Origin of the sequence: Myroides sp. A21 (genome assembly GCF_000807225.1) — a bacterium.
Lineage (GTDB): Bacteria > Bacteroidota > Bacteroidia > Flavobacteriales > Flavobacteriaceae > Flavobacterium > Flavobacterium odoratimimum.
The window spans coordinates 4,142,486-4,155,464 of sequence record NZ_CP010327.1; the positions used below are offsets into that span (position 1 = coordinate 4,142,486).

The 12,979-nt window shown below is 34.5% G+C and carries 9 protein-coding genes; 6 read left to right on the forward strand and 3 right to left on the reverse strand.

Annotated elements, in window-relative coordinates; translation table 11 throughout:
- The first annotated feature begins 114 nt into the window (after window positions 1-114).
- From MYRA21_RS18580 to MYRA21_RS18590, 3 genes are all read left to right on the forward strand, one after another.
- Window positions 115-4,464, forward strand: coding sequence for a CusA/CzcA family heavy metal efflux RND transporter (locus MYRA21_RS18580; RefSeq protein ID WP_039330319.1), 4,350 nt, complete (start codon window positions 115-117; stop codon window positions 4,462-4,464).
- Window positions 4,465-4,474: 10 nt separating this feature from the next.
- Window positions 4,475-5,686: an efflux RND transporter periplasmic adaptor subunit gene (locus MYRA21_RS18585; protein ID WP_039330321.1), complete on the forward strand. Its 1,212-nt coding sequence runs from the start codon at window positions 4,475-4,477 to the stop codon at window positions 5,684-5,686.
- Between the two features lie 134 nt (window positions 5,687-5,820).
- Window positions 5,821-7,380, forward strand: a complete 1,560-nt coding sequence (locus tag MYRA21_RS18590; RefSeq protein ID WP_006261699.1) for an IS1182 family transposase — start codon at window positions 5,821-5,823, stop codon at window positions 7,378-7,380.
- Between the two features lie 305 nt (window positions 7,381-7,685).
- Here the strand turns inward: MYRA21_RS18590 and prmC are convergent, their stop codons facing one another.
- Entirely contained in the window at window positions 7,686-8,528 is an 843-nt protein-coding gene (gene prmC / locus MYRA21_RS18595) for a peptide chain release factor N(5)-glutamine methyltransferase (RefSeq protein ID WP_039330323.1), read from the reverse strand.
- Window positions 8,529-8,562: 34 nt separating this feature from the next.
- Between prmC and ribD the strand changes: the two genes are divergently transcribed.
- The 3 genes from ribD (at window position 8,563) to MYRA21_RS18610 (ending at window position 11,448) form a co-directional block, all read left to right on the forward strand.
- On the forward strand, window positions 8,563-9,633 hold the full coding sequence (gene ribD / locus MYRA21_RS18600; RefSeq protein WP_006258580.1) for a bifunctional diaminohydroxyphosphoribosylaminopyrimidine deaminase/5-amino-6-(5-phosphoribosylamino)uracil reductase RibD: 1,071 nt from the start codon (window positions 8,563-8,565) through the stop codon (window positions 9,631-9,633).
- On the forward strand, window positions 9,633-10,259 hold the full coding sequence (locus MYRA21_RS18605) for a YigZ family protein (protein WP_006261777.1): 627 nt from the start codon (window positions 9,633-9,635) through the stop codon (window positions 10,257-10,259). The genes ribD and MYRA21_RS18605 overlap by 1 nt, the downstream gene beginning before the upstream one ends.
- A gap of 151 nt (window positions 10,260-10,410) precedes the next feature.
- Window positions 10,411-11,448, forward strand: a complete 1,038-nt coding sequence (locus tag MYRA21_RS18610; RefSeq protein ID WP_039330530.1) for a S9 family peptidase — start codon at window positions 10,411-10,413, stop codon at window positions 11,446-11,448.
- A gap of 59 nt (window positions 11,449-11,507) precedes the next feature.
- Here MYRA21_RS18610 and MYRA21_RS18615 read toward each other — a convergent pair whose 3' ends face one another.
- Both MYRA21_RS18615 and MYRA21_RS18620 read right to left on the reverse strand, forming a co-directional pair.
- Window positions 11,508-12,248 (reverse strand): hypothetical protein, encoded by a 741-nt coding sequence (locus MYRA21_RS18615; RefSeq protein ID WP_039330326.1) that lies wholly within the window; start codon window positions 12,246-12,248, stop codon window positions 11,508-11,510.
- A gap of 136 nt (window positions 12,249-12,384) precedes the next feature.
- On the reverse strand, window positions 12,385-12,792 hold the full coding sequence (locus MYRA21_RS18620; RefSeq protein ID WP_006258585.1) for a thioesterase family protein: 408 nt from the start codon (window positions 12,790-12,792) through the stop codon (window positions 12,385-12,387).
- Window positions 12,793-12,979: the final 187 nt, after the last annotated feature.

Genomic DNA, 12,979 nt, shown 5'->3' on the forward strand with positions numbered 1-12,979 from the left:
ACAAGATTGTAGTTATCCTATACAGGCTTATAGAATCATAAAGTTAACTCTTGTTATGGCGTATTACTTAGCCCATACAACACATCACAAATCATTTTTAAGACTATTACTACTATGTTAGATAAAATCATACATTTTAGTATCCGCAACAAGTTTATTATTGGACTATTTGTTCTAGGGTTAATCACGCTTGGGACTTATTCTCTCCTTAATTTACCAATGGATACTCAACCTGATATAACCAATAATCAAGTTCAAATTATCACTAGTTCTCCTACACTAGCAACACAAGAAGTGGAACAATTCATCACCTATCCTATCGAGCAGGCTGTAAAGCCCATTCCTAATATAACGGAACTTCGCTCTATCAGTAGGTTTGGACTAAGTGTGATCACTGTAGTATTTACAGAAGACACGGATATATACTGGGCTCGTAATCAAATATCAGAAAAACTAAAAACTGCTGAAGAAGTCATTCCTAAAGGAGTAGGAACACCTGAGTTAGCTCCTGTGAGTACAGGGCTAGGCGAAATATACCAATATGTAGTCTACCCTAAAGATGGCTACGAAGAAAGATACAATAGTATGGATCTACGTACTATACAAGACTGGATTATCAAACCGCAACTGGTAGGTGTAAAAGGAGTGGCTGAAGTAAACACCCTAGGAGGTGAATTAAAACAATACGAAATAGCAGTAAAACCTGACTTGCTTAACAGTATGAACACCTCTATCCTGGAGATATTTAACGCACTAGAAGCCAATAATGAGAATACTGGAGGAGCTTATATTGACAAAAAACCTTATGCTTACTTCATCCGAAGTGTGGGAATGGTAAAAAGCATAGAAGATATAGAGCGAATCGTAGTAAAGTCTAACAACGGTACACCTGTATTAGTACGCGATGTGGCAGAAGTACGCATCGGGAGCAGTATTCGATATGGTGCTGTGACTAAAGATGGAAAAGGTGAAGATGTGAGTGGTATGGTGATGATGCTAAAAGATGCCAATACACAAGAAGTGGTCAAAGCGGTAAAAGAAAGAATCACTCAAATAGAAAAAACACTACCTGAAGGGGTAGCAATAGAACCTTTTATAGATAGAACTAAGTTAATAGATAAAACAGTTAGTACAATACAAACAAACCTTATCGAAGGAGCATTGATTGTCGTATTTGTACTAGTATTGCTTTTAGGAAACTGGAGAGCAGGGCTAATCGTAGCCTCTGTGATACCTCTAGCCTTATTATTCGCTATCTCTATGATGAAGTTATTCGGTGTAAGTGGTAACTTAATGAGTTTAGGAGCAATTGATTTCGGATTAATAGTCGATGGAGCTGTTATTATTGTAGAAGCCATAGTACATCGACTCCACGCAGGTAAAAATAGGGTGCTCACCCAAGACGAAATGAACACTGAAGTATATACTGCTTCGTCTAAAATAAGAACAAGTGCTTCGTTTGGAGAAATTATTATTCTAATCGTGTACTTGCCTATATTAGCTTTAACAGGTATCGAAGGAAAAATGTTTGGCCCTATGGCGATGACTGTGTCATTTGCTATTCTAGGAGCTTTCATTCTTTCGCTTACTTATGTACCTATGGCTTCTTCGTTATTCTTATCGAAGAAAGCAGGCAAAGAAAAACCAAACTTTAGTGATAAGATTATTGACAAGTTATACAGTTGGTATAAGCCTGTATTAGAAGGTGCTTTTAAAATAAAAAGAATCGTTCTAGCTATTGCTTTTGGATTATTTGCTATTGCTTTATTTGTCTTCGGTCGTATGGGAGGTGAGTTTATTCCTACTCTAGACGAAGGAGATTTAGCTACACATATTATTATCTCTTCTGGTAGTTCACTATCTCAAGAAATAGAGACTACAACTAAGGCAGAACAGATTCTAATGGAGCGCTTCCCTGAAGTGAAAATGGTCATCTCAAAAATAGGTAGTGCAGAGATTCCAACAGATCCTATGCCTATGGAAGCTGCCGATATGATTATTATTTTAAAAGAGAAAAAAGAATGGACATCAGCTAAAACCAAAGAGGAACTTATCTCTCTAATGGAAGAAGCACTAGAAGAAATACCGGGAGTAACGACAGAATTCTCTCAGCCTATCCAAATGCGTTTTAACGAACTAATGACCGGAGTAAGAAGTGATGTAGCGATTAAAGTATTTGGAGACGATCTAGATCGCCTAGCGAGTATAGGAGATGAAATAAGTGGTCTAATCTCAGGTGTACCTGGTGTAGCTAGTCCTAAACTAGAAAGAGTAAGCGGATTGCCACAGATATCGATTAAGTATAATCAAGATAAACTTGCGCTATATGGGCTTACCATATCTGAAATCAGTCAAGTCGTAAGAGCTGGTTTTGCAGGAGAAACTGCAGGAGTAGTTTATGAAGGAGAAAAGAGATTTGACCTAGTCGTGCGCTTAGAAAGCAATTCTAGACAAGATATTGAAAACCTAAGAAATATGTTTATCCCATTAGCGAATGGGCAACAAATTCCCTTAGGGCAAATCGCTAATATCGACTATGAAGACGGTCCTCAACAGATCAGTAGAGAAGATGGTAAAAGACGTATTGTATTAGGATTTAATGTCCGCGAACGAGATGTAAAAAGTGTGGTGAATGACATTCAAGCCATCTTAGATAAAAAACTAGATATGCCTGATGGATACTTTATCACTTATGGAGGACAATTTGAAAACTTAGTGGAAGCAACAAACCGATTAATGGTAGCTGTACCAGTAGCTCTAGCATTAATATTTGTGTTGTTATACTTTACTTTTAAATCAGGAAAACAGTCCTTGATGATCTTTACTGCTATTCCTCTTTCTGCTATCGGTGGAGTAGCTGCATTATGGCTTAGAGATATGCCATTTAGTATCTCAGCAGGAGTTGGATTTATCGCACTTTTCGGAGTCGCTGTATTAAATGGTATCGTACTAATCGGTCAGTTTAACTCACTTAAAAAAGAAGGTATGGATTTATACGAAAGAATTATAGAAGGAACTAAAATACGTCTACGCCCTGTATTACTTACAGCAGCTGTAGCTTCTCTAGGTTTCTTACCAATGGCACTGAGCACTAGTGCTGGAGCAGAAGTACAAAAACCCCTAGCTACAGTAGTTATCGGAGGGTTAATATCTGCTACTATCTTAACGTTAATCGTCTTGCCTATTATCTATTACTATGAAGAAAAAGGATTGGGTATAGGCAAAAAAAATAAAACTATAGTAGCCTCTACTCTATTATTACTAATGGGGATAGGTACACAAGCACAAGAAGTCAAAAAGCTTACATTACAAGAGGCTTTAGAACTAAGCGTAGCAAATAATAAAGGAATAAAAGCGGCAGAGTATAATACAATTGCTCAAAAGCAAATGATAGGAACATACTTTGACCTAGCTAAAACAGATATCTCAACAGGTTTTGGGTATTTAGACACTAAAGAGAAAAAGGACATTACCTTGTCTATTTCTCAATCTTTCTCACCGTTTACCTATGGAAAGAAAAAGTCTGTTCTAAATAAGGCTTACGAGACCGCTGTTATCCAACAGCAAGGAGCTGTTAATGTTACAGAATATGCAGTAAGACAAGCTTGGGAAAACTTATTGTATGCACTTTCAAAAGAAGTACTACTTAAAGAACAAGCAGACTTGTTAAAGGATTTTTCTAAATCAGCTAAGCTTCGCTATGAAACAGGTGAAACTACACTGATGGAAAGTAATGTAGCTTCTGCTAAAGAACAAGAGTTAAGAGTACTTATCACACAAAATAAAACAGGGATAGACAACGAAACTTCTAAGCTAAAAGCTCTATTAAACTTAGAGGAAGATTTCATCCCTATGAACACTGATATTGTGTATGACAAACACGAGGCGGATGTTGACTTTGATTTGAGTTTAAACAACACTATTCAGCTAGCAGAAAAAGAGATCGAAACAATAGAAGCAAATAGAAGACTAGAGAAGGCAAACTTCTTACCTGACTTCTCATTAGGTTATAATATAAAATCAGATTCAGGAACTGTAACAGGGAGTAATGGACTACCTATCACTTATGGTAAAGAATTGCGTGTACCAAGTTATACTGTTGGGATTTCTATACCTATCTTCTTTGGTAGTCAAAACGCTAAGGTAAAAGCGATGAAGTATGAAATACAACAAGCTACAGTGCAAAAAGAATACCTGCACAAACAGTTAGAAGAAAATGTCCAACAACAATTTGACATTATCAAAGCACAAGAAAAAGTAATCGATTACTATCAAGAAAACGCTTTAAAAAATGCTGCGCTTATCAAAGATCACGCTAAGAAATCTTATAATAATGGGGATATCTCTTATGTAGAATACATTCAATCTGTAGAAACAGCACTAGCGATTCAGATGAATTACTTAGATGCTATTCTACAGTATAACCTAAGTCACAATACCCTACATTATTTAGTAAACCAATAATATCAGAGAAATGAAAAAGTCGATTATATTTTTATCAATAGCTACAAGTATTCTATTCTTTAGCTGTAAAAATGCTGAAGAAGACCATTCTGGTCATGATCACGAAAACGAAAAAACAGAGAGTACTACAAAAACAGAAGCGAAAGAAGAATCTGCTAATAAAGAGGTAGAGCTCAACCAAGCTCAATACACTGCTTCTAACATTCAACTAGGACAAATACAGCAAAAAAACTTAAGTGATGTCATTAGAGTAAATGGTAATACTGAGCTTCCTGCTCAAAGTCAGGCTGATGTATCTTCTTTTTTAAGTGGTACAATCACAAATATCAATGTGAATCTAGGAGACTATGTAAAAAAAGGGCAAACAATAGCAACTATAGATAGTCCTAAATATATTCAGCTACAAGAGGAATACCTCGTTTCTAAAAACACATTAGAATATTTAGAGCTAGAGTATAAACGTCAACAAACTCTAAGAGCAGAGAATGTCAACTCTGAAAAGACATATCAGAAGACTAAATCAGACTTAAATATAGAACGCGCGAGATACCAATCTTTAAGCAATAGACTAAGCTTAGTTAATACAGCTCCTGGGTCTATTTCTAAATCGCTGAGAATAGTATCTCCTATATCTGGTAATATAGCTACTATACCAGTCAAAATAGGTACTAATGTTATGGCGGGGCAGTCTCTATTTACTATTGTAGATAACTCTAGAATTCACTTAGATTTATTAGTGTATGAAAAAGACATGCCTTTTATCAAAATAGGACAAAAGGTCTCTTTTAACTTTACTAATATCAATAATTCAGAGGTAACTGCTACTATTTTTAGTATCAATAAATCTTTTGAACCTGGTACTAAAACCGTAATCGTACATGCTAATATTGACAATGTACCTGAGACTCTGATACCGGGACTTTATGTTAATGCATTAGTACATATCGGAGAGAGAACAGTAGATGCTCTGCCTAATGACGCGATTGTCAAAGCAGATGGACGTGAGTTTATTTTCATTCTAGAAGATGCTCATAAAGAAGAAAGCGGTATGTCATATCACTTCCAAAGAATAGAAGTCAAAGCAGGAGTATCAGAATTAGGATACTCACAGGTAACAGTCTTACAAGACATTCCTAAAGATAGTGAGATTGTACTATCTGGCGCTTACTATATTCAAAGTCACTTGATCAAAAACGAAGGAGGCGGAGGACACGCTCATTAATCTAATTATAACTAATAAAGGGGCTGTCTCATAAAGACAGCCTCTTTTTTATTCAATATTTGGTATATCTATACTTTTAAAATTTGTTTATTTCGTTGATTATCAGTATTTTTAAATCTTAAATCAATGTGTTTATGGCAAAACAATCCCCTAGATTTAAATACTACGCTCAGAATCAAATGAGCTTGATTCCTCATTCCTTAGATGATTTTATTCCTAAATTACATCCTGTACGTATTATTAATACAGTAATAGATAAGTTAGACTTAGAAAGCTTATATGATAGCTACTCTAAATGTGGTGGTATCAGTTATCATCCTAAGATGTTGCTAAAAGTTTTAATCTATGGTTACCTAAACAATGTATACAGTAGTCGCAAGCTTGAGCAGGCTTGCTTAGAGAATGTTCATTATATGTGGCTGAGTGGTATGTCTTACCCAGACCACAATACAATTAATCGTTTTCGCTCTTCAAAACTTAAGGGTTATATAGAGCAGATCTTTACTCAGATTGTTGAATTATTTATAGCCGAAGGTTTTATCAGTATTGAAGAGGCTTATATTGATGGAACTAAAATCGAAGCCAATGCTAATAAATTCACCTTTGTTTGGAAGAAAGCTATTTCAAATTATAAAGAAAAGATGGTTCAACAAATCCTAGAGATATGGGGGTATGCAGACTCTATTGCTAGACAAGAAAGTGAACTTCCACCTCCTCCAGATTTTAAGAAAATAGATACAGAAGCTATCTCTCAAGCCATTGATACATTAAATGCAGCGCTAAAAGACAATCCAGATGTTGATCAGAAAGTAAAGAATAAACTGAAGTATATTACTAAAGAGTATCCTACAAAAATTCAAGAGTACCAAGAGCATGAAGCTATATTAGAAGATCGTAATTCTTATTCTAAAACAGATAAGGATGCTACTTTTATGCGTATGAAGGAAGATCATATGAATAGTGGTTTTCTAAAAGCAGGCTACAATGTTCAAATATCAACCAACAATCAATATATCCTAGCCTATAGTATACATTCAAACCCAACTGATACAACTACATTAATACCTCACTTAGAAAAATTCAAAGAGAATTATGGAGTATATCCAAAGTCTGTTATAGCAGATGCAGGGTATGGTAGTCAAGAAAATTACACCTATTTAGAGGGGGAAGAAATTAAAGCTTTTGTGAAGTATAACACTTTTGATCAAGAGCAGGAACAAGTAGAAAAAAAACCAAGAAAGAATGCTAAGCAAAGTACAAAGCCTTTTACAACAGATAAATTGTTTTACCAACACAAAGGTGATTATTTTGTATGTCCTATGGGACAAAAAATGCACTATATTGGAGATACAACAAAAACTACAACTACAGGCTTTATCCAAACATTAAGGCAGTATCAAGCTAAAAATTGTCAAGGTTGTCCTTTAAATGGTGTGTGTCATAAAGCAAAAGGCAATCGGACTATAGAGATAAACTTTGAATTACAACGACACCGAAAACAAGCAAGTAAATTACTCACTACAAAAGAAGGTATTGACAAGCGTAAACAAAGGTGTCACGATGTAGAAACAGTTTTCGGAAATATTAAACAGAACCATGGGTTCCGCCGATTTATGCTTCGTGGTAAGGAAAAAGTCGCAATAGAATGGGGATTATTGGCAATTGCACAAAATATCAGAAAGAGAGCTGCCTAAAAAGACTCTTTTTACCCTTTTTTTTCCGAAATGTTTTTTTCAATCCTCTAAGGTTGCAATATTTCAAAAAAAATCCCCTAAAACAATATCTAAAATATCAGAACAAAGAGGGCTGTCTCTTTTTGCAATGAGACAGCCCCTTTATTAGTTTATATGTCCTTATTCAATAAATTCTTAATTATAAGTTCATGAGAATTGCTTACAATACTTGTGAGGTGTTACTACTAGAAATAGAATATTCCATAAATTCAGCTACTACAGCAGGAAAAAGCTTTTATCTCTATGACGTTAATTACTCTACTCACTTATCGTTTAACAGCTTTAATCATTCTATCATTTCCTACCATATCTTTTCTTAACTCTACACCTGTGAAATCAAGAGATTCAAACAATGTTTTAGTCTCCTCTCCTAAATACTGGTTAATTTCATAGAACAACATACCTCCTATTTGTAAGTTGTTATTGGCTAGAAGAGCTATCTTTCTATAAAATATCAGTGGATCATTATCTTCTACGAATAGAGCTAGATGAGGCTCATAATCTAATACATTCTTTTTTATTTCTACTTTTTCTAAGTTGCGTACATAAGGAGGATTAGACACTATAATATCGTACTGACTCTTCAACTTTTCTAGTTGTAATACATCTTGTAAAATCGTTTCCACAGCCACTCCATTACTTACTGCATTCTGTTTCGCTACTTCTAAAGCCTTATCAGAAACATCCATTAAAGTAACTCTAGCTAGAGGTAATTCATTCGCTAATGTTATTCCTATACAGCCACTTCCTGTTCCTATATCTAATATTCTAATAGGTTTAGATGGGTTGACACTATTTATTATCCACTCTACTAATTCTTCTGTTTCTGCTCTTGGAATAAGAGTAAACTCATTCACCTTAAAAGTCAATCCGTAAAAATAGGCTCGTCCAAAGATATATTGAATTGGCTTTTCTTGTTTTAATTCTTCTAATACAGATTCCCATACATCCACCTTATCTGTCTGCATCGTTGGATTCATGACTAGATCAATTCTAGTCTTCCCTTCTATTTCTTCCAAAGCAAGCAAAAATAATTGCTCCGCTTCCACAGCATCATAAATAGGAGTTAAACTCTCTTTAAAACAGGATTGGTAGTACTTTATCTGCATAGTATTCTTTAAAAACAAATGTTTTAGTTTAATTTTGTTCAAAGATACATTATTATCAATTTTGGAAAGACACGAATTATATATTTCTCGCTGTATTCAATTAGCACTACAAGGAACTTATGCTGCTATGCCTAATCCTTCTGTAGGAGCTGTGGTAGTACACAACAATCGCATTATCGGAGAAGGCTTTACATCTCCTTATGGAGGTCCTCATGCTGAACCTAATGCAATAGCATCTGTTCAGAATCAAGAGCTCCTTAAAGAAAGTACTTTATACGTCAGTCTAGAACCGTGTAGTCACTTCGGTAAGACTCCTCCGTGCTGTGACTTAGTGATCGAAAAAAAGATACCTAAGGTGGTTATCGGTACTGTAGATCCCTTTGCAAAAGTATGTGGTAGAGGAATTCAAAAAATGCGTGATGCAGGAATAGAAGTAATAGTAGGTGTGTTAGAAAAAGAATGCCAAGATAGTAACAAGCGCTTTTTTACATTTCACAATCAAAAACGCCCTTATATTATCCTAAAATGGGCTGAGTCTATAGATCACTTTATCGCTCCTATACAAAGAACTACTAATAGACCTTTCTGGATATCGAATGCCTATTCTAAACAATTAGTACATCAATGGAGAAGTGAAGAAATGGCTTTCTTAGTAGGTACACAAACAGTTCTTAGTGATAATCCTTCTCTTACTACAAGAGATTGGTACGGCAAAAGCCCTATCCGTGTATTTATTGATAGAATTGGCAAAATAGACAATTCCTTTAGCATTAAAGATAATAATGTCAAAACAATCTGTATCACGGCTAATCAAGACTTAGTCTCTACTGATAATCTAATCTATGAGCATGCAGATTTTAGTCAATCTCTAGTACCACAGATTCTAGATATTTTATACAGACATCAGATTATGTCTGTTGTAGTAGAAGGTGGTACGCATACACTTCAGCATTTTATTGATGCAGAGTTATGGGATGAAGCAAGAGTATTTATTGGAAGTACTCCAATAACAGAAGGTATCCCTTCTCCACATCTTTCAGGATTTGATAAAGTAGTAAAACATCGTATTTTAGACAACGAATTAAGAATAGTATATCGCAAATAATGGCAGAAGCATTAGATTCATATAAAACAATAAGTAGACCAACAGAAGAAGTATTGTATAAAGAAAAGAATAGTAAGTTTTTTGGCTATGCTTTTCCTATTCAACGCGAAGAAGAAGTAAAAGAAATCATCGATCGCATCAAGAAAGAGCATTATAATGCCCGTCATTGGTGCTATGCTTTTCAGCTCGGAGCAGAACAAGTATACTATCGTGCTAATGATGATGGAGAGCCTAGTAATACAGCTGGTGCCCCTATTTATGGTCAGATACAATCCTATGAGGTCACAGATATTTTAATTGTGGTAGTGCGTTATTTTGGCGGTATAAAGCTGGGCGTAGGAGGACTAATCACTGCCTATCGTGCAGCAGCTCAGATGGCCATGGAAGAAGCGAATATTATAGAAAAAACAATTGATAAGAAGTTTAAAGTTCGCTTTGAATACAAAGACATGAACAATGTCATGCGTGTAATCAAAGAAAAAGACTTAAACATTCTAAGTCAAAAAATGGAAATGAGCTGTGAAATAGAGTTATCTATACGCAAAAATGAATATGAACAAGCGCTAGCTGCTTTTGTTCCATTTTATGAAGTAAAAGTTGTCGAAGAAACGGACGAAGCATATTAGTTTCGTTCTTTACTTTCACTCAATAGTCTATTTTAGATACAATTAGCTTTTTCTCCTTTATTTGTAGTTTCAGTACTGAAAAAATACTGTTGAGTTAAATATATTATTTTTCTATTCGCGTACCTACTTATATTTGGCTAAAAATACAGCTATGCTTTGGAAAATACTTGCAGCAATCTTTACTACCTTTCTCATTATTTTTCTTTATTTTTTCTTCTTAGGAAGTCAAGATTTTGATGACACGACGATTACACAAAAGGAAGTAATCTTTACTTCACAAGGAGAGGAATTGTCTGCCACTTTATTTCTACCTAAAAAAGAGTTTTTTAAAACTGCTCCTATCGCTATTTTTATTCATGGAGATGGCCCACAAAACAAGACCTCTAACTCAGGCTACCTTCCTTTAATACATCATCTAGTAGATCAAGGAATTGCTGTATTTACTTGGGACAAGAAAGGTATAGATAAAAGCAAAGGAAATTGGTTAAACCAATCCATCACGGACAGAGCTGTAGAAGCTAAAGATGCTTTTGACTTACTAGTACATGACAAAGGAATTGCTCCGAATAGAATTGGATATCTAGGTTTCTCTCAAGGAGGCTGGGTCATTCCGAAAGCAGCTATCCTTACTAAGCCTGCTTTCTCTGTTATCATCGGAGGAGCCGTTAATTGGATGGATCAAGGTTATTACTATACAACGAAACGCTTAGAGGAAGAAGGATACTCAGAACAAGAAATAAAACGAAAAGCAGACTCTATACAGCAAGCAGATTATAAACTATTCACTGATTTTAATGATTGTACAATTAAAAAATCAGAAATAGAAAAAGATAGATTCTTATTCATTGCTAGAAATCTCAAAGCTGATTCTTCTGTTGATTTACAAAATATGCAAGGTCCTCTATTAGCCTTATGGGGAAGTGATGATCTTAATGTCCCTGCTGGTACCAATGCTCAACTTTATCAACAATATACTTCTAATAGAGAATCAGACACTACCACTATCAAAGTATATCCAAGAAGTACACATGGTCTACTAAATGCAAAGTTATTCAACTATCAATTAGATGCGCAATGGCCTGAATGGAAAAAGTGGTTATTTGTCTTCCAAGGTCGTAAAGCTTATAGTAAAGATGCTTTATTTGATATCTCTACTTTTATACTTAAGACCGATAAAAAAACTGAATAATAGCGTACTATTACTCAGTTTCTATAATAATATCATGATATGATTCTACATTAAAATCATTATTCTTCTAAATCCATAAACCCTAAGAAATCAATATATTCTTGAGCTAAATAAAGTTTAAAACCTTCTGTGCGTTCTACTTTTATTTTTTCAAAACTAGGCTGAGCTACTACGTAGTAAAGAAATGCCTCTAAACGTTCTTCAGGAATTTTAAAATCCTCTAACAGTTCTTCTCTAGTGTAGTCATCTAAGAACTGCTGCACTTTTATATCTAATTTTTCATAAAGAATCGCCTGTTTATCTCTTTTCTTTTGACCAGATATCATATTAACTAAGGCATCTAAACTAATTCCCATTCCATAGTTAGATGTTGAGGAAAAAACAGTATTATTCTTTTTATAACGTTTCTCTGCTGCTGTAAGGTTTTTATTAGGAACACCTTCAAAGAAGTCATCACCAAAATCTTTGCGAACAATGATAATCTCATCTAAGGACTGCCCTTTTTTAGTCATTAGTACATTAAATCTACTGGCATTCAAATCTTCTTTGCCAATGATATAATTAACAGAAGCTAACTTCTTATCAGAAAAACGAATAGTATCCCCTACAGCTGCATCCATGATAAAATACCCACGTCCATCAGCTTTAGTCACTTCTTTACTTCTTTTATTTTCAATAGTAACAGGAACTACATTTCCATCATATAAACGTACACGACCATCTAACAACTTTGGTTCTTGTGCATACGTCCCTATTGATAAAAGTGTACCTAGGCTCATCAGCCAATATATTGGTTTCATAATTTATAATCTTTTGTGTAAATATAAATATTTGTTTTAAGTAATGCTGTACCTAATTTGTCTTTTTTACCATTAAAAGACAACTAACAAAAACAATTGTTCAACTAGATTATTTTTATTCACTCTAAAATGACTGCTATTTTTCTAACATTTGTATTTTATCAACAACATAATCTGGTGCAGCCATTGGTCTTCCTGTTTCCATATTCACAAACACTAAAACGGAATTACCTGTTGTTAATAAATCGCCTTTTTCGTTATATAGTTCATAATCAAATTCTATCTTCACAGAACTAAGTTTTTTAAAGATTGTACGTATGGTTAAATCGTCATCGTAGAAGGCTGATTTCTTATAATTCATAGTTAACGATACCACAGGTAACATAACACCAAGTTCCTCCATTTTCTTATACGATATACCTAAGTTCCTCAACCACTCAACTCTCCCAATTTCAAAGTATTGCGCATAGTTACCGTGATATACAACGCCCATTTTATCTGTCTCCGCATAACGTACGCGAACCTTATAATCAAAATATTTCATAATCTTTCTAATAAACTTGTGAGTTATTTTTTTTCTTATACTTAACAAATTATTTTATACTTTGCAATGACAAAAAGGTTTTTTTATCCCAAAAATTGTTCACATATTTGCCACTGAAATAAGAGGTCATTTTCTCCCCTTGAAAATCCCTCAAAAGTAGTAACTGTTTTTATAATTCTAACCTAAA

Coding starts and splice junctions, on each gene's coding strand:
- MYRA21_RS18590 (WP_006261699.1), top strand. CDS start 5,821: ATGGCAAAACAATCCCCTAGATTTAAATACTACGCTCAGAATCAAATG.
- prmC (WP_039330323.1), bottom strand. CDS start 8,528: ATGCAGATAAAGTACTACCAATCCTGTTTTAAAGAGAGTTTAACTCCT.
- MYRA21_RS18580 (WP_039330319.1), top strand. CDS start 115: ATGTTAGATAAAATCATACATTTTAGTATCCGCAACAAGTTTATTATT.
- MYRA21_RS18605 (WP_006261777.1), top strand. CDS start 9,633: ATGGCAGAAGCATTAGATTCATATAAAACAATAAGTAGACCAACAGAA.
- MYRA21_RS18585 (WP_039330321.1), top strand. CDS start 4,475: ATGAAAAAGTCGATTATATTTTTATCAATAGCTACAAGTATTCTATTC.
- MYRA21_RS18620 (WP_006258585.1), bottom strand. CDS start 12,792: ATGAAATATTTTGATTATAAGGTTCGCGTACGTTATGCGGAGACAGAT.
- MYRA21_RS18610 (WP_039330530.1), top strand. CDS start 10,411: ATGCTTTGGAAAATACTTGCAGCAATCTTTACTACCTTTCTCATTATT.
- MYRA21_RS18615 (WP_039330326.1), bottom strand. CDS start 12,248: ATGAAACCAATATATTGGCTGATGAGCCTAGGTACACTTTTATCAATA.